This is a genomic window from Streptomyces virginiae, from assembly GCF_041432505.1.
GTDB lineage: Bacteria > Actinomycetota > Actinomycetes > Streptomycetales > Streptomycetaceae > Streptomyces > Streptomyces virginiae_A.
In genome coordinates, this window is record NZ_CP107871.1 from 992421 (window position 1) to 1009908 (window position 17488).

The window sequence follows — 17488 nt, forward strand, 5'->3', positions numbered from 1 at the left end:
CCTCGGTTCTCGGGCCGACGGCGCGACGCGCATGCGCCGGGTCCGGGCGGTGGTCGCGGGTCGGTGCGGCGTCGCGTACAGGTCCGGGAGGAAGCCGGGCCGCCGGCAACTGCGGTGCGCGGAGCGGGAGATGGGTGACCGCCACGCACTCGGTCCTCCCGCGGGTCCGATCGGTGGCCGGCGTCGCGGGACGGACCTGCTTCGGGCGGCCCGGTCTCAGCCGAGGGGACGGCCGTCGGACCGATCTTCTTCGTCCTCGCCGTCCTCGTCGGCGGCCCGGTAGTGGTAGGCGTCCCACCAGTCGTCGTCCTCGTCCGTGCGGTCGTCCTCGTCCTCGTCCTCGTCCGGGTCGTCGACCTCGTACACGGCACCGCGCCACCTGCCGTCGTCGGCGGCGCTCCGGCGGACGCGCACCCGCTGCCGTTCGTCCAGCGCCGCGAGCGCGGGATGGACCTGCTTCCGGGCGTGGTCCCCCAGCGGGTCCTCGCAGGCCGTGCGCGCGCGGACCGCCCGGTCGGCGCCTTCGGCGAAGCCGAGCGCCGCGAGGCTCGCGGCGGCCACCACGGAGGCGGCCCACTCCCGCAGGCCGTGCGGGTACGCGTGCAGCAGCAGCACGCCCGCCACGCACCAGAAACCGACCAGCAGGACGATCCCCACGCACCCGCAGCAGTCCAGCAGCCGCCCCCGCTCATGTGTCGGCGTCCGCGGGATCCGGGTGATCCGGGGCAGCCGGGCGTCCCGGTCCCGCGCGTACGCCCTGCGCCCGATCCGGTACTCCGTGTCGTACCGGTCGAGACAGCCGATCGACGCCGGCTCGGGGTCGTATCGGCGTACGGCGTCCAGCAGGGCGGCGGGCAACGGGTGCCCGGGCGGCGTCCGGCCCGGGTCGCGGCCCGCCCCGGTCAGCCGCGCCGCCCCTTCCCCGTCAATGTCGAGGTACCCGCCGAGGAGCAGCTCGGCCGCCGCCGCCTCGATCTCCTCGGACCTCAACTCGGCGGCGTGGTAAGCCTCCAGTTCCAGGCCGGCGACCAGCCCGAGGACGGCGCGCCGCAGCCGGGCCCGCCGCCACCACCGCAGGCCGATGACCGCGTACACGGCGGCGGCCACGGTGAACGCGGATACGGCGAGGAGGAGTTGGAGCACGCCCCGAGGCTACGTCCGCGACTGCGGGGCGAACACGCAATTTTCCCGCACCCGGCTCAGGTCAGACCTGGTCCTCGACCAGCCCGACGCGACGCGACCGACGCTCCGCTCCGGGGCCGGGCGAACGGCTGACCGGACCCCCGGTCCACCGTTCAGACCGCGGTGCCGCGCCGCAGGCGTTCGGCGGCCGCGTTGCGGACGCGGCGGGTGCGGGCGTCGGTGGCCAGCAGGGCCAAGGCCTCGTACGAGGTCAACAGGCGGGCCGCGGTGCGCTGGCACCAGTCGGAGGCGGCGGTGAGCTCCTCGGCGGACCAGGCCTCGCCGCAGGTGGCGGCCTTGAGCAGGTTCCACTCCCGCAGCCGGCGCTCGGGGAAGGCCCGGCCGGCGAGGGCGGCGGCCATGGCCCGGGCCCAGGCGGAGAACTCCTCCTCGGCCAGCAGTTGTACGGCCCGCCGGTCGAGATGGGTGACCACCGCGCTCTCGGCCATCACCCGGTCGGGATCGCGCAGCACGGCGGCCACGACCTCCGCCTCGGCCTGCGCGCCCGCGCCCGGGCCCGGCGCCGCGGCCAGGGACTCCAGGTGGCGGGCGTAGCGCCAGTGCTCGGGAGGCTCATCGGCGTCGGGGCCGTTCATCGGGGGCCGCGCCGGTATGCCGGTGGCGGGTCGCTGCCCGTCGTTTCCTCTCGCCATGGCCCCCATTCCACACGATCTCCGTCGGCGGCCGGCGGTCAGGGTGCCGTCAGGGGGCGTTCAGCGGTGCGGGCCCGCATCAGGCCCTCCGCACCGACCGGTCGGTAGCCCGCGCCCCCGGGAGGCCCGTACGCCGCGCGCGCGTGGCCGTCAGACCTGCTCGAAGTGGAAGGACTTGATGAAGCAGTCGCGGGGCTGACCGATCGCGAAGAAGATGCAGTCCACCAGCGACTGCGCCGTGAGCGGGTCCTTCGCCGTGCGCGGCGCGCCCTCCCAGGACTCCGAGAGCGGGTCGTGGTTGTCGAAGTCCGGCGGGTAGAGGGAGATGACGCGGACGCCTTGGTCGCGAAGCCTGCGGGAGAGGATCTCGGTGAAGCCGGCCTGTGCGCTCTTGGCGGCGTAGAAGGCGGCGTGGGCGTCGGACCGGTGGTGGCCGGTCTCCCCGCAGCCGGAGATCATGGTGACGATGTCCGGCCCGGCCGACTTGAGGAGCAGCGGGAGGAAGGCCTTGGTGGCCAGGACGGTGCCGGTGGCGCCGGAGGCGAGGGTGTCGGCCACGTCCTCGTCGGACGCGGACAGCAGGTCCGTGCCGTGCTGGTAGCGGGAGCCGTTGTTCACGAGCACGTCGATGTGGTCGGCCCGGGCGGCGACCGCGGTGGCGAACTCCCGTACGGAGGCGGGGTCGGTGAGGTCGCAGGCGTACGCGTGGACGCGGTCCGCGGCGTGGCCCTGGGCGCGGAGCTCCTCGCGGACGCGTTCGGCGGCTTCGAGGGTCCGCGCGGAGAGGTGAACCTCGGCGCCCCTGCTCGCGAATTGGAGGGCGAGGGTACGCCCGAAGTCGCGGCCGGCGGCGGTGATGACGACGCGCTGGTGTTCCAGTGGCATGTCTACGCTCACTCCCGCTCCTGATTCGTGGTCCGTACACATGATCTCAGGTGCGTGCGGAGGCGGAGGCGGCGGGGGCGGGCCGGGGAACCGCGGAGAGCCGGGCCGTTCGGGGCGACCGGGGGCGCGGACGCGTACCGGCTCTCCGCGTCACGCCTCAGGCCTCGCCCGTCTCCGGATCCCCCTCCTGGTCCGCCTCCGGCAGCGGAGCCCCGGTCTCCAGCAGGGTCTTGAGGCTGGACGCGAGCATCGGCCAGGCCCGGCCGCACATGCCGATCAGGGTGCCGCCGGGTTCGAAGTCCTCGTGCAGGATGGTCAGCCGGGCGAGGGTGTCGCCGACGGGCTCGATCTCGTACGTCACCTTCGTGCGGCGTTCCTTCGCCAGTTCGGCCCGCAGTTCCTCGCCGATCCCGACCGAGGCCGCCCACTGCGGGGTGAAGGTGTGCCAGGTGTAGGAGAGCAGGCGGTCCGGGACGCAGTCGAGGACCACCTGTTCGGGGTCGCTGGTCCGGGCCCCCCGCTCGACCCAGTCCATCGGCGAGCCCACCGCCCAGTCGGTCTCGAAGCTCAGGCCCCAGTACCGGCGGGTGAAGGCGGGCTCGGTGAGGGCCTGCCAGACCCTGGCGGGATCGGCCTGGATGTACAGGGTGTAGGTGATCGCGCTGTCGCTCATGGCCCCATGCTGCGGGACCGCGGACCGCGGACGCCGGATTTCCCGATCATGGCGGTGGTAGCGGGGCGGGGCCGTACGCCGCACGTACCCCGGTCGGTACGCCGCTCGTACGCCGGTCGAAGTCCCACCGGAGCCGCCCCTGCGCCCGCACCCGCCGGGCAGCGGGGCCGCGCGTTCGGGGCCGAGGGACTGTCTTGTCGATCAGGGCGGATAAGGGAGCGGTGGTCGGGGAGCGGGGCACGCCGCCACGCCGCCCGACGGTGGCGGGCCCGCGGGCAGGTGCGGTCGGCCTCGACGGCCGCCGTCGTCCGCGGCGCGAGGTCCGCGATGACGGAGTCCTCGTGGCAGCTGATCGACCAGGCGCTGGTGAATCCCATGCCCGCGACGGGTAGGCGGCGCCACCGACACCTCACGGCCGGGCGCCCTCCTCGGGGAGTTCGGTGGGTGGGGTGCGGCTGGGGGTGGGAAGGCCGAGGCGGGTGCGGGCGGCGTGCACCGCCGCGAGTTCGTCGTCGCCCGCCCGCCCCCAGTCGCTCAGTTCCCGGATCTGTTCCGGCGTGGCCAGCAGGCGCGCGTACTCCGGGTCCGCGCCCGGTGGGAGGCCGGTGAGGCGGGCCGCGGTGCGGGTGTGGACGCCCTGCTCGCCGTGCCGGTAGCCGAGCGGGACGGCGTCCCGGGTGGAGCCGGCCGTCGGTGGCGGGAGGTGTGCGGCGCCGGTGGCTCGGGAGATCAGCAGCAGAACCCGGCCGTCGGGGGCGAACAGCCAGGCCGACAGGTCGTGTACGGGCAGCCGCTCCGGGACCGGGCCGGGGTGCCAGGCGCCGAGCTGCGGGATCCGCCGGGTGCGCAGGACCCCGAGTCGGTCGAGGGCGGTCGGCGCGGTGGGGCGGCCGTCCTCCAGCAGGGCGGTGCCGGAGCCGTTGACGCGGGCGCGCAGGGCGGACAGTGCGCGGCGGGCGTCGCCGGGGTCCATCAGGTCGGGCAGGTCGGCCGGTTCGGCGAAGTGGATGCCGGTGATCTCCTGGGCCGGGAGACGGACGGCCTCGATCCGGTCGGGGGTCCAGGTGCCGCCGTCGTAGACGTGCAGGATCTCGCCGGGGAAGCGCATCTCGGGCGGGAAGCCGGGGGTGTCGGCCGGGATCCAGTCCACGGCGAGGCCGCGCGGGTAGCGGCCGTCGACACCGAGCTCCTCGCGCAGCTCACGCGCGGCCGCCGCGGACGGCGCCTCTCCGGCGTCCACGGCCCCGCCGGGGAGCAGCCGGTCGGCGCGGTAGTCCACGCTCTGGACGAGGATCCGGCCGCGGGTGTCGGTGACGAGGACGACGGCAGCGGTCCAGACGGCGGCCCGCGAGGCCCCGTACTCCGCCGGGGTCATCCAGGTCCCCGTCCGCTCCCGCTCGTCCTCGTCGATCGCGCCCTGGTCGGTCAGCTGCGGCATCGGACTCCGTTCACCGTGGGTGGACCCGCCGGACTGTGCAACAGCGGGCACGGCCCCCGGGTTACGGCGCCCGCCCCGCCCTCACCGACACCCCACGCCTTTACCGTCCCTATACCTCCTTATTACTTGGTTATGTGCGTCCTGGTACGTTCCGGATGCGGACTGGCGGCGTGAAAACCGTCGGTCCGACCAATGCGGACGGACCCGGGAGAGACCTCTACATGCGAGACCCGTTGCACCCCGCGCGACCACGTGACGTGCGGCGCGTGACGGGCCCCGCCGCGAGGGCGGCGGCCGCGGGGTCCGGCCGGCTCGCCGGAGTCGACGCCGTGCGCGGTCTGGCCGTCCTCGGCATGTTCGCCGTGCACGTCGGCCCCGGCCCGGAGCCGGAGGGCGCCGGATACCTCCTCGTCGCGGCGGACGGACGCGCCCCGGCCCTCTTCACCCTGCTCGCCGGCTTCTCCCTGGTCCTCGCCCAGCGCGGGCAGGACCCGGCGCGGCGCCCGGCGGGCTGGGCGCACCGCTGGCGTCCCCTGCTGATCCGCTGCGCGCTGCTGGCCGTACTCGGGCTGGCGCTCGCCTCGTTGTGGCCCGGGATCCTGGTCATCCTGGCCTTCTTCGCCGTGTACTTCCTGGTGGCCGAGCCCTTCACCCGGCTGTCCACCCCGGTGCTCACCGCCGTGGCGGCCGCGTCGGTGGTGGTGGGACCGCTGCTGTCGTTCCTGCTGGGCCCGGTGTTCGGCTACGAGGTGTCGGGACGCGGCCTGGTCCCCGAGGCCGCGGACCTGGCCAGTTGGTCCGGACTGGGCCGCGTACTGGTGGAACTGCTGCTCACCGGGGCGTATCCGCTGGCCACCTACTTCCCGTACGTGCTGGTCGGGATGGCCCTCGCCCGGCTGTGCGACGTGCGGCTGCGGTCGGTGGCCCGGCGGATGGCGGTGTGGGGGACGGCGGCCGCCGTCGCCGGGTACGGCTCGGCCTGGCTCGCGAGCCATGTGTTCGGCACCCGGCAGCGGCTGCTGGAGGCGATCGCCGTCCATCATCCGCAGGCCCTGTCCGCGGCCGATCCCGTACGGGAGGTCCTGGCCGGCCAGTACGGCGCCGTGCCCAGTACCTCCTGGTACTGGCTGCTGGTCGCCGACCCCTACAGCCAGACCCCGCCCGAGACCCTGGGCAACGCGGGCGTGGGCTGCGCCCTCATCGGCTTGTGCGCGCTCGCGGCGCGGCACGCGGTGGGTGTGCGCCTGCTGCGGCCGCTCACCCTGCTCGGGGCGATGGCGCTGAGCGCGTACGTCGTCCACGCGCTGGTGCTGGCCGGTCCGGCGCACGGCGCGGCGTCCTGGTCCGCCTGGCTGGCCTTCAGCGCCCTGGCCCTGGCCCTGACCTGGGCCTGGCAGCGGATCTGGGCCGACAGCCCGCTGCGCCGCGGCCCGGTGGAACACGTGCTGCGGCTGGCCACACGGGTGCGCGCCCCGGGCTGAATGTGCGTCATCACCCGTCCGTGTGACGGGGTTCGGCTCGCACGGCGCCGGTACGGCAGGGTGGGCGGATGCAGCTGCGCCGCGCCCTGCCCCTGACCTTTGCCCTTGCCCTTGCCGCGCTCGTGTTGACCACCGGGTGCGTGACGGTGCGTCCCGCCGCTCCCCCGGACGCGCCACGGGCGGCATCCGCGGCCGACCGTACGCAGGCCGGGCGATCGGCACCCCTCGCCCTGCCGTTGGGTCCCCTGCCGACAGCACCCGAATCCGCCTCACCTGCCTCGCCCGCATCATCCGCATCGCCCGCCTCGACCGTCCGGCCCGCGCCGCCCTCGATCCCGGAGGCCGGGCCGGCACCCGTTCGGGCCGCGGCCGAGCGGACGCATCGCCCGCGCCGTGCCGAGGCGAAGGCCCCACACCCCCGGCGACACGACCGGCGGGCGAAGCCGGCGGCGCCCTCGAAGCCCCGCAAGCGGCCGCCGACGGTGGCGAAGCCCCGGCCCGCGCCGCAGCGTTCGTACGACATGTCCGCCCTGTGCGAGGCGGCCGAGGGCACCGTGCACCCGTCCATCGTGGCCCTCTGCCGCTGAGGGCGTCTTGGTCCGTCGCACGGTTCGGGTCATGTCCTGGCAGGCCGCGGGGATACCCTCGGAGCCGCGGAACGGACGACACGGGGAGCCAGGAGCATGTACCACGCGGGGCCGTCGGCGGTGGACGCCGTACGGGCGCTGAAGGAGCTGGCGCGCGAGCGGCCGGACGAGCTGGAGCTCTTCGAGGGTTTCACGGACGCGGAGTTGGACGGTTGGGCCGTCCCGGTGCCCGAGGAGGTACGGGGCGTTCTGCGGGAGATCGGCGGCCTGGAGACCGAGGACCACGAGTACCGCTTCGGACCGCGCGGCCGTGAGGTGTTCACGGACGGCTGCTGGACCCTGGGCGAGACGGACTTCGGGGAGGGCTCGCTGATCGTGGGGGTCGGGGCCGCCGGCTGGGGGCCGGTCGTGGCCGTCAACCCGTGGGGGTCCGACCCGGATGTCACCGTCGAGGCACCGGACTTCACCACGTGGCTCGCCGGGTTCGCCGAACGACTCGCGGACGGGGTCGCGGACCGGCCGAGAGGCACGTTCTCCGTACCGGCCACCTCCACCGTCGCACTCGCCGAAGCAGATGAGCCAGGCCAGGCAGGCGAGGCGGGTCAGTCGGATGGGGCAGGCAGCGGGGTCGATCGTGAACTCGCCGCCCTCGTCGGCCGCGGCGACCCGCTCACCGATCTCGTCGACCTGCACGGCCTGCCGGGCTACCCGTGCTCCGTGGACTGGGAGCCGTACTTCTCCACCTTCCACAACACCGCCGACACCGGAAGCAGCGAGGTCCAGTTCGAGATCGTCGGTGAGGGGCGGGCCCTCCTGCTACGCAGCGTGGTCAGCGGGGACTTCCTCGGTCGGGCCGTACGCCGCCACCGCGTGCCGGCCGACGCCGCCCGGCGTGCGGTCGCCGAGCTGCGGGAACTGGCCGACAGCTGCCCCGGCCTCGTCGAGCTCGAAGCGGGCTGCGCCGACTCCGACATGGACGGCTGGTCGGTCCCGGTCCCCGAGGACGTCCGGACCGTGTTCCGGGAGATCGGCGGGGTGGCGATCGCGGGACTTCCGGCGCTGCGCCTGCTGCCGGGGGCGCCCGAGCACACCGTGGACCCCGAGCTGCACCGCATGCTGGGCGGCGACGGGTCGTACTGGCCGCTCGCCCGGATCGTGCACGGGCGCGGCCACGCGCTGGCGCAGGTCCGTATCGACCCGGCGACCGGCCGCTGGGGGTACGTCGTCTCCGTGCCCGGCGACGGTGAGAGCCTGCGGACGTACCCGGAGTTGGCGCTGCTCGCCGAGTCCCTGCCGGACCTGCTGCTGACCTTCGCGCGCCTGGCCCGGCGGGCGGCGGCGGGCCCGGACTTCGCCGCGCGGATGGCCCGGGACACCCGGTGGCTGTTCCCCAACACCGGGGAGCCGTGGCCTCGGCCCGCCCCGGTCGGCGAGTGGGCCGGTTCGGCGGACCCGCTGCTCGCGGCGGCCACCGAGCTGCCGGACGGGACGCACGCGGCGGACCTGCGGGCCGTGCCGATCCCGAGCGACCTGTGCTTCTACCGGGCGGCCGGCTGGCCGTACGCGGCCCGGCTGGAGCGGCTGCACTTCGCGGCGGCGGGACGGCTGGCCGCCGCGGTGCCGGTTCCCGTGCCGGTGCCGGTTCCCGCGTCCGTGAACGTGCCCGTCGTGGGCTGACGGCCGCGCGACCTCGGGACCGGTTCATCCCACCGGCCCCGGCCCGGCGGCCCGGGAGCGGCGGGCGGGTTCGCTTGGATGGGGCGGGCGGGGCCCGACCGGAGCCCCGTACAACCCTCCACCTCAGGGAGTCGCCATGATGAAGATCGCCCTCTTCGGCGCGAGCGGCACCGTCGGAACCCGGGTGCTGCGCGAAGCACTTCGGCGTGGCCACGAGGTCACGGCCGTCGTCCGCGATCCGGCGCGGCTCCCGGACTCGGGGAGCGGGACAGGGGCCGGGGCGCTCGTCGTGGTGCGCGGCGATGTCCTCGATCCGGGGTCGGTGGCCGCGGCGGTGGCCGGGCACGATGTGGCGGTCAGCGCCTTCGGACCCGGCCGCGGGGACCCGGCCGCCCTGGTGACCGCCGCGAAGTCGCTGATCGGCGGGGTGCGCTCGCTCGGTACCGATGCGCCCGCGCCGCGGGTGGTCGTCGTCGGCGGGGCGGGGTCGCTGCGGACCCCTGCAGGTCCGGCCGTCTGGGACGAGCCCGGTGTTCCGGCGCCCGTCCTGGCCTTGATGCACGCCCACGGGGACGCCCTGGACTTCCTGCGGACCGTGCCGGTCGAGCAGGTGCGCTGGACCTGTCTGAGCCCGGCCGCGCAGATCGAGCCGGGCGAGCGGACGGGCACCTACCGGTTGGGACTCGACGATCTGCTGGTCGACGAGGAGGGCCGGAGCCGGATCTCGATGGAGGATTTCGCCGTCGCCCTGGTCGACGAGATCGAGCGCGACGCGCACGCGGGCCGGCGGTTCACCGTCGCCCACTGAGCGGCAGGCAGAGCTTTGCGGGCAACTGCGGGGACCTGTGCGCGACGTGGGGGAAGGCTTATATGGGTGGAGGCGTCCGCTCAGGTTACCTACAGTGACCAGGCACCCGATGTCGAGCAGGAGCGGATCATGCGCATCCACTATCCCCGTACGCCGCACCTGCCCTGGTCCCCCGGGGCGACGGCGGACGACGTCCGGGCCGTCGGACCGGGAGCGCTGGCCGGGCGCGAGGTCGTCGTCACGGAGAAGCTCGACGGGGAGAACACCACCCTGTACCCGGACGGCCTGCACGCCCGCTCCCTCGACTCGGCGCACCACCCCTCGCGGGCGTGGGTCAAGGGCCTCCAGGGCCGGATCGGCCCCGGGATCCCGGCCGGGTGGCGGGTGTGCGGGGAGAACCTCTACGCCCGGCACTCGATCCCGTACGAGGACCTGGACAGCTGGTTCTACGGCTTCTCGGTGTGGGACGGGGAGCACTGCCTCGACTGGGATCGGACCGTACGGTTCCTGAGCGGCCTGGGCGTGCCCACCCCGCGCGTGCTGTGGCGGGGCGTCTTCGACGAGCGCGCGCTGCGCCGGCTGAAGCTCGACACGGCGCGCCAGGAGGGGTACGTCGTACGGACGGTGGCCGGTTTCGCGCTCGAGGACTTCGGGCGGTGCGTGGCCAAGTGGGTGCGGGTCGGCCATGTGCAGACGAGTACGCACTGGATGTTCGCGCAGGTCGTGCCGAACGGGCTCGGTCCGGCGGCCCCGTTGTGGGCCGTGCGCTCCGGGGCCGAGGCCGATGTCCCGGGCCTGTTCGCCGCGCTCGGGCCGAGCGGCACCGACACCACCGACGCCCCCGACACCACCGGTGCCGCCGGCGCGGAGGAGGTCGCCGAGGCCGTGGCCCGCATCGACGGGGCGGGGCGGACCGGGGAGGACCGGTTGGCCGGTGTCCTGGCCGCCGCGCTCCACCGCGAGCCGCGGGCCCGGATCGCGGCGCGGCTCGCGGCCGGCCCGGTCGGGATGGGACTCGCGCGGCGGGTCTGCGACCTGGTGGGGCTGTACCCGTACCTGCAGCAGCCGTTCCCGGACGAGGACCGGCGGGCCGGCCTGGTCCGGATGGCCGCCGCGGCCGATCTCGGCGTGCTGCACGCGCTCGCCGGGGCGCTGGCGGACGGGCCGGCGGCGCGGGAGTGCGTGGAGTGGTCCGCGCTGTGCGCCGAGGAGGCGGGGCTGCTCGGCCCCGATCCGCTGGAGGCGCTGCGCGGCGGGCTGAGGGAGGCGCTCGCCGGGCTGGACCCGGAGGCAGCGGACCGCTGCTGGGCGGAGGCCCGGCGGGCGTTCGGGCAGGGCAGGATCTCGGGATCCGCGGTGGAGGAAGCCGTGGCGGCGACCTGGAAGTGGCGCGAGGGAACGTTTCCCCGGCTGGTGCAGCTGTGCGGGCCCTCGGGCAGCGGGAAGAGCACCTTCGGCCGCGAACTGCCCGGCGTGGACACGTACATCGGTCTGGACGACCTGCGCACGGCCAGGGGGTCCCGGGCGGACCAGGGGGCCAACGCCGCGGTGTTGAGCGAGGGCCTGGACCGGCTCGACGCGGCGCTCGCCCGCGGCGGGACGGTGGTGTGGGACGCCACCTCGCTCACCGACCAGCAGCGTGGCCTGGCCGGTTCGGTCGCCCGGCGCCGTGACGCGCTGGTCACCCACGCCGTGGTGCTGGTGGAGGAGGCGGAGCTGGTGCGGCGCAACGGCGTGCGCCCGCATCCGGTACCGGCGCAGGTACTGACCGCGCAACTGCGCCGGTTCAGCCCGCCGTACGCCGGTCAGGCGCACCGTACGTGGTACATCGGTGCGGCCGGCGTCGTCGAGGACACCGCCGGTGGCCTCGCGGCCGGTCCCGCGGACACCGGACGGCAGCGGGGACAGGCACAGCGGCAGGAACAGGGGCGGGGGGCGTACTGATGCGTACCAGCGAGGAGCTCTACCACCAGGTCCGTTGGGACTCCCGGTTCGATCCGGCGCGGTTCGTGCTCGGGCTGCTCCAACGCGGGGCCGCGCCGAAGCGGGTCCCGCTGCCCTCCTTCGTGCCCGGCGGCGACATCCCCTGGCACCGGGTGCTGTTCGTCGAGGCGGACGGTGAACTGGTGTGGGACCGGGCCACGGGCGTGGACCGGATCGACGTCACCTCGGCAGGCCGGGTCCGTGATCCGCGCCTGCTGCGGGCCCCGTTCTTCACCGCGCGGACCCCGCACGCGTGGGACCCGGCGGGCGGCGGCGCCTGGCGGCCCGCCGAGCCGGTGCCCGGGGGCGGGGACGGGGCGGCGGCCGCCGTCTCCTCGGTACGGCTGCTGACCTGGAACACGCTCTGGGACCGGTACGACGCCCCGCACATCGCCACCGCCCGGCGCCGGCCGCTGCTGCTGGCCGATCTCGCGGCCGCCGATGCCGATGTCATCGCGCTGCAGGAGGTCGAACCCGAGCTGCTCGGGATGCTGCTGGCGGCGCCGTGGGTGCGGGCCTCCTACACCCTCGGTACGGATCCGGGCGGCCGGGACGTCGACGCGTGCGGGCTGCTGGTGCTCAGCCGGCTGCCGGTGCGGGAGGCGGGGACGCACCTGTTCCGCCCGCACAAGGCCGTCACCGCCGTCACGGTGGACACCGCGGCCGGCCCCCTGGTCGTCGCGAACACCCACCTGACCAGCGACCACACCGAGAACGGGCACCTGCGGCGGGAAGCCGAACTCGCCCGGCTCGCGGAAGGGCTCGGCGGCATCGAGGCCGGGGTGGCGCTGCTGGGCGACTTCAACGACGGCCGGCACGGCGCCGAGGGGCCCGCGGCCGCGCTGGGCATGCGGGACGCCTGGAGCGACGTACACGGGGCCGCGGACGACACCCCGACCTTCGACCCGACGGCCAATCCGCTGGCCGCCGTGGGCTCGCTGTCGGGCCGGGCGGCCCGGCTGGACCGGATCCTGCTGCGATCCACGGCCGCCCGGGTGGCGCGGGCGGCGCTGCGTGGCGACTCGCCCGCCCCGGAAGGGCTGTTCATCTCCGACCACTTCGGTGTGGAGGCGACGGTGGAGTTCGGGGAGCTGGGCGGCGCGCCCGCGTGCCTCGACGTGCCGGCGACCGCGCGGACGGCGGTGGCGTGGCTGCCGCCGGCCCTGCCGGAGGCGGTACGCGAGCTGCGCCGCACGCTCGACCCGCAGGCCGGGCGCTGGCCCGCGCACGTGAACCTGCTCTTCGGCTTCGTACCGGAGTCCTCCTTCGCCGAGGCGCTGCCGCTGCTGGCGGAGGTGGCCGCGGCGACCGGGCCGTTCCCCGCCCGGCTGGAGGGGGTGCACAGCTTCGGGCACCGTGAGGACGCCACCGTCTGGCTGGATCCGGCGGCGGCCGGTGAGGCGCCCTGGCAGGAGCTCCGGCGCGCGCTGGCGGAGCGGTTCCCGGGCTGCCGGGGGCGGACGGGCGAACAGGGCGGCTACACCCCGCATCTGACGCTGGGACGCAGCCAGGACCCGCAGCGGGCGGTCGCGGCCTTCGCGGCGCGGCTCGGCGGCCCGGTGGCCGCGCGGGTAGGTGAACTGGCCGTGCTCTCGCGGCGCGGGGACGGGCCGATGCGGGTCCGGGCGACGGTGGCACTGGGGACGGGCGAGGTGCGCTGGGAGCCGGAGACGGTCGAGCAGCCCGCTCGCGCACCCCGGGACGGGGCCGCCGAGTCGGTCACCGCGCGCGTGCGGGCCGCCCTCGGCGACGGGCGGGTGCACACGGCCGGGTCGCGCCGTATGGGCTGCGCGCTGCCGGAGGCCGATCTGGACCTGGTGGCGGCGCTGCCGGGCGGGCCGGCCGATGTGGCGCTCGTACGGGACCGGGTGGCGGCGGCGCTGCCCGAGGCGGGGCGGTTGCGCGAGGTGACGGGGGCGCGGGTGCCGGGGCTGCGGTTCCGCGTCGGCGGGCTGTCGGTGGATCTGGTCACGGTGGCCACCGGCGGGCTGGATCCGGCGGAGGCGGTGGCCCGGCGGGCGGAGCTGGGCGAGGCGGCGGCGCTCGCGCTGAGCGCGGTCGGTGACGCGGATGCGGTGAGGGAACGGGTGGGCGCGGAGCGGCATGCCGCGTTCGCCGGGCTGGCCCGGCGGGTGAAGGCATGGGCGTGGGCCCGGGGGCTGGACTCGGCTCCGTTCGGCGGGCTGCCCGGGCTGGCCTGGGCGGTTCTCGCGGCGCGCACGGTGGAGGAGGTCGGGGCGCTGCCGCCCGACGCCCTGCTGCGCGAATTCTTCGGCAGGTGGGCCGCCTGGGACTGGCGCGAGCCCGTGTCCTTGTCGGCGGCGGATCCGGGTGCGGCGGCAGGCGGGCCGGGTGCGGCACAGTACGGGCCGGGTGCGGTCACGGTCCTGACCCCCTCGGAGCCGGTCCGCAGTTGCACGGCCCAGGTCGGGCCCGGCCTGCGCGACCTGCTGGTCCAGGAGTTGTACGCGGCCTGGGAGCTGCTGGAGTCCGGTCCCGCGGACCGCGCGTGGGTGCCGGGGCCGCCGCCGCTGCACCGGCGGCACGCCGCCTGGGCGGTGGTGACCGTACGGGCGGCCACGGAGGGGGAGTTCGAGGCGACCCTGGGCCGGGTGCGCGGACGGCTGCGGTCCCTGCTCGGGGCGTTGGAGGAGGCCGGTGTCGCGGACGCGCACGCCTGGCCCCGCCCGTTCGAGTCGGGCCCGGCCCTGGCCCGCTACGCGATCGGCCTCGGCGCCGCTCCCCCGGACGCGACGCGCCTGGCCGCCCTGGCCGGCCCCTGGCGCGGCGGACTGCCGGGGGTGGAGGTCTCCTGGGCGGCCGGCGGTGAGGTGCCGGACCTGGCGTGACGGGTCGGGTCGCGAGCCACCGCGACGGCCGCGGGCACGGCCGCGGCCGCAGGCACCGGCACGGGCACCGGCGTCGGCGGCAGGACGGGTCAGATCTCGATGATGATCTTCCCGGCGGTGTGCCCGCCCTGGCTCAGCTCGAAGGCGGCCGCCAGCTCGCCCAGCGGGAAGGTCTTGGCGACCGGCACCTTCAGCTGACCGGCGTCGGCGAGCCGGCCCAGTTCGGCCAGATCGCTGCCGACCGGGCGGACCCACATCCACTCGCCACCCGCCCCGAGCACACTCGGGTCGGCGATGGAGGCGTGCCGTCCGTCGTCGTGGAGGACCTCCCGGGTGACGGCGCCGACGCCGCCGACGAAGTCCGCGACGACCGTGGGGCCGTCGGGCACCAGGGCCCGTACCCGCGCGGCGAGTCCGTCCCCGTACTCGATGGGCTCGGCGCCCAGTTCCCGTACCCGGTCGTGGTTGCGCGGGGAGGCCGTGCCGATGACCCGGGCGCCCAGCGCACGGGCGATCTGCACGCCGAAGGAGCCGACACCGCCCGCGGCGCCGTGGATGAGGACGGTGTCGTCCTTGCCGGTGCCGAGGCGGGTCAGCAGCTGGTAGGCGGTGAGCCCCGCGAGCGGGAGCCCCGCCGCCTCGGCCCAGTCGAGCGAGGCGGGCTTGTGCGCGAGGGCGCGTACGGGCACGGTGACGAACTCGGCGAAGGTCCCCCCGTGCACGTAGTCCTTGCGGGCGTACGCGATGACCTCGTCGCCCTCGGCGTATTCGGGGGTGTCGATACCGACCCGCTCGACGGTGCCGGACACGTCCCAGCCGGGCACCACCGGGAAGACGACGTCCATCAGGGGGTCCAGCCCGCCCGACATGATCTTCCAGTCGACGGGGTTGACGCCGGCGCACTTGACCCGGACGAGCACCTCACCCGGTCCGACCTTGGGCATCGGCAGCCGGGTCTCGGAGAGCACCTCCGTCCCGCCGTACGTCTCGTACGCCATTGCCCGCATGGTTTCCTGGCTGCTCCGGCCCGACTGGGACATGTACCCGACCTCTCCGTGTGCTGGTGGAACCCGCCCCCGGTTCATCCCACCATGCACGAAGCGCCCGCCCCACGAGGTGGAGCGGGCGCGGCGCGGCGCGGCGTCGCCGTGCGTGGCACGGCCGGCGCGGGAGGATCACTCGTACTCGGTGCCGCCCTTGCGCGTCAGGTACGCCGGGCTGACGGCCTTGGCGATGGCCCGGCCGCCGACGACCGGGCTGTAGCGCTCCGTCGACGGTCGGATGACGACGCCCTCGCGCAGGTGCACGGCCTTCCCGGAGACGGTCTCGCGGCCGCTGGCCAGCTCCAGCACCTTGTCGAGGTCGTACGGGCCCTCGTACAGCCGTGGCACCAGCGGAAGCTCCCCGTCCGTCAGGACGGCGACCGGGTCCAGCCAGCGCGTCTGCCCGTCGATCTCGGCGGAGACGTCGAAGACGGCGAGTCCGGGCGGCGCGTCGGCGGTGCGTACGTCGGTCCCGTACGAGAGGTCCTGGACGCCCTTGCCGTACACCTCGCCGAAGATCCCGACCCGGGTCGCGCCGAGGCGGTCGGCCAGGGCCGCGGCGACGGCCGGTACGTCGTGGCCTCGGACGGCCCGCCAGTAGAGGTTGCGCTCGTCCTCCTTGAGCGCGAGCCCCTTCGAGCCGAACCCCTTGGAGGAGACGTAGGACCGCTCGCCCTCGACCACGTACGTGAACAGGCAGGCGGTGCCGTGCAGTTTCTCGGTGAGGACGACCGGCTCGCCGGGCTCGAAGATGTGCGGATAGCGCTGGAGGTTCTCGATGTCGACCCACGGCATCAGGTCGGCGGCGGCCTCGACGTCGCCGTTCATGGTCGTGGGTATGGGCGGGGCCCATTTGGTGATGCCGAGCAGCTCCGCGAAGTCCGTCTCCTCCTTGGCCGCCAGGGCCAGGTCGACGTCGGCGAGCGCGCGTGGCCGGCACACCAGCCCTTGCGAGAGTTCGCCGCGGAGCCGGACCGCCTTGACCCGGTCGGCGGAACCGCCGGCGAGCCGTCCGGTGAGGCCGAGCTCCTCGATCAGATCCGCGGGCAGCACGGCCTGTTCGGGGATGTAGATCGCGAACTCGCCCGTGCGGTAGGCCCCCTTGGCGATCACGGCGCGGTAGAGGCCCACCTGGGCCAGTTCCAACGCGTCGGCGTTCGGGTGCTCATGGACGGTCAGCTCTTCGGCGGTCACGCGCAAGGTCGACATGGGACGGCTCCAACGGTGGTCAGGGACACGGACGACGCCCGGTGGTGCGGCGCGTCGGTGACGACCACTCTGCTGCTCGCCATTTCCGCTGGTCCAGCGATTATCACGGTGCTAGCCTGCCCGCCCCGCCCCGGCGCCCTTCGACCCACGACCTTCACCCGAAGCTCTACGTTCGGCGTTCCACGTTCCATGTCCCGCAGGAGGCTCCCATGTCAGCTCGTCCGGTCACCGTCGTCACCGGCGGCAGCAGAGGTATCGGTGCGGCGACCTGTCTGCGACTGGCCTCGGACGGGCATGATCTGGCGCTCGGTTACACCCGTGACGCGGCGGCGGCCGAGGCCGTGGCCGAGCGGGTCCGGGCCGTCGGCGCCCGTTGTGTGACGGTGCGCGGTGACGTGTCCCAGGAGTGCGCCGTCGAGCGGCTCTTCGACATCGCCGGCGCCGAACTCGGCAGGGTGACCGGGCTGGTGAACAACGCCGGGGTGACCGGCCCGCTGGGTCGGCTCGCCGACGCCCGCACCGAGGACCTGCGTCGGGTGGTGGAGGTGAACCTCCTCGGGTACCTGCTGTGCTGCCGCCGGGCGGCCCGGGACATGGCGGAGGCCGACGGCGGGGCGATCGTGAACGTCTCCTCCACGGCCGCCACCCTGGGCAGCCCCGGGGAGTACGTGCACTACGCGGCGACGAAGGCGGCCGTCGACGCGCTCACGGTGGGGCTCGCCAAGGAGCTCGGTCCGGACGGGGTCCGGGTCGATCCAACTCCCCTGGCTGAGAACCAGCATGAGCAGCAGCAGCGCGACGGCGGTGAGGCAGGAGCGTGTGAACGCCTTCGCCACACTTTGATCGTCCGGCGGGGGCGGCGGCGTGGGCACCGGTCGAGGGCCTGGGGGCAGCGGCGGGCCGGGTGGCGGGACCGGGACGGACAAGGCAACCCCCAAAAGGCACAGGTACGGATCGCGCGGGAGCGAGCCGCTCGACCGCGACCGCTCCCGCGTTCGCCTCCAGCCTGACAGAAGAATT

The 17488-nt window shown here is 75.1% G+C and carries 13 protein-coding genes; 6 read left to right on the forward strand and 7 right to left on the reverse strand.

Going from position 1 to position 17488, the window contains the following annotated elements; all coding sequences use genetic code 11:
• Window positions 1-216 precede the first annotated feature (216 nt).
• From OG624_RS04820 to OG624_RS04840, 5 genes are all read right to left on the reverse strand, one after another.
• Window positions 217-1143 (reverse strand): hypothetical protein, encoded by a 927-nt coding sequence (locus tag OG624_RS04820; protein ID WP_371639128.1) that lies wholly within the window; start codon window positions 1141-1143, stop codon window positions 217-219.
• Between the two features lie 152 nt (window positions 1144-1295).
• Entirely contained in the window at window positions 1296-1835 is a 540-nt protein-coding gene (locus OG624_RS04825; RefSeq protein WP_244290605.1) for a hypothetical protein, read from the reverse strand.
• Between the two features lie 150 nt (window positions 1836-1985).
• Window positions 1986-2720, reverse strand: a complete 735-nt coding sequence (locus OG624_RS04830; protein WP_371640834.1) for an SDR family oxidoreductase — start codon at window positions 2718-2720, stop codon at window positions 1986-1988.
• A gap of 157 nt (window positions 2721-2877) precedes the next feature.
• A complete protein-coding gene (locus OG624_RS04835) occupies window positions 2878-3393 on the reverse strand; it encodes an SRPBCC family protein (protein WP_033213841.1) in 516 nt (171 codons plus the stop codon).
• Window positions 3394-3802: 409 nt separating this feature from the next.
• A complete protein-coding gene (locus OG624_RS04840) occupies window positions 3803-4831 on the reverse strand; it encodes an NUDIX domain-containing protein (protein WP_161290558.1) in 1029 nt (342 codons plus the stop codon).
• Window positions 4832-5097: 266 nt separating this feature from the next.
• Here OG624_RS04840 and OG624_RS04845 point away from each other — a divergent pair, with 266 nt between their 5' ends.
• The 5 genes from OG624_RS04845 to OG624_RS04865 all read left to right on the forward strand — a co-directional run bounded on the left by OG624_RS04845 (window position 5098) and on the right by OG624_RS04865 (window position 14216).
• Window positions 5098-6312 (forward strand): DUF418 domain-containing protein, encoded by a 1215-nt coding sequence (locus tag OG624_RS04845; RefSeq protein WP_051762141.1) that lies wholly within the window; start codon window positions 5098-5100, stop codon window positions 6310-6312.
• Between the two features lie 683 nt (window positions 6313-6995).
• Window positions 6996-8576 carry a hypothetical protein gene (locus tag OG624_RS04850; protein ID WP_371639129.1) on the forward strand — a complete coding sequence of 527 codons (1581 nt, stop codon included), beginning with the start codon at window positions 6996-6998 and terminating at the stop codon, window positions 8574-8576.
• 136 nt (window positions 8577-8712) lie between these two features.
• Entirely contained in the window at window positions 8713-9384 is a 672-nt protein-coding gene (locus OG624_RS04855) for an NAD(P)-dependent oxidoreductase (RefSeq protein WP_371639130.1), read from the forward strand.
• Between the two features lie 129 nt (window positions 9385-9513).
• On the forward strand, window positions 9514-11328 hold the full coding sequence (locus OG624_RS04860) for an RNA ligase family protein (RefSeq protein ID WP_051762143.1): 1815 nt from the start codon (window positions 9514-9516) through the stop codon (window positions 11326-11328).
• Entirely contained in the window at window positions 11328-14216 is a 2889-nt protein-coding gene (locus tag OG624_RS04865; protein ID WP_371639131.1) for a poly(A) polymerase, read from the forward strand. Before OG624_RS04860 ends, OG624_RS04865 begins: the two co-directional genes overlap by 1 nt.
• 89 nt (window positions 14217-14305) lie before the next feature.
• On the opposite strand, the gene OG624_RS04870 is transcribed toward OG624_RS04865, so the two are convergent.
• Both OG624_RS04870 and OG624_RS04875 read right to left on the reverse strand, forming a co-directional pair.
• A complete protein-coding gene (locus OG624_RS04870; RefSeq protein WP_202505756.1) occupies window positions 14306-15223 on the reverse strand; it encodes an NADP-dependent oxidoreductase in 918 nt (305 codons plus the stop codon).
• Window positions 15224-15391: 168 nt separating this feature from the next.
• Complete coding sequence (locus OG624_RS04875; protein WP_033213850.1) at window positions 15392-16468, reverse strand: RNA ligase (ATP); 1077 nt, start codon at window positions 16466-16468, stop codon at window positions 15392-15394.
• Window positions 16469-16677: 209 nt separating this feature from the next.
• Between OG624_RS04875 and OG624_RS04880 the strand changes: the two genes are divergently transcribed.
• Window positions 16678-17478 carry an SDR family NAD(P)-dependent oxidoreductase gene (locus OG624_RS04880; protein ID WP_371639132.1) on the forward strand — a complete coding sequence of 267 codons (801 nt, stop codon included), beginning with the start codon at window positions 16678-16680 and terminating at the stop codon, window positions 17476-17478.
• Window positions 17479-17488: the final 10 nt, after the last annotated feature.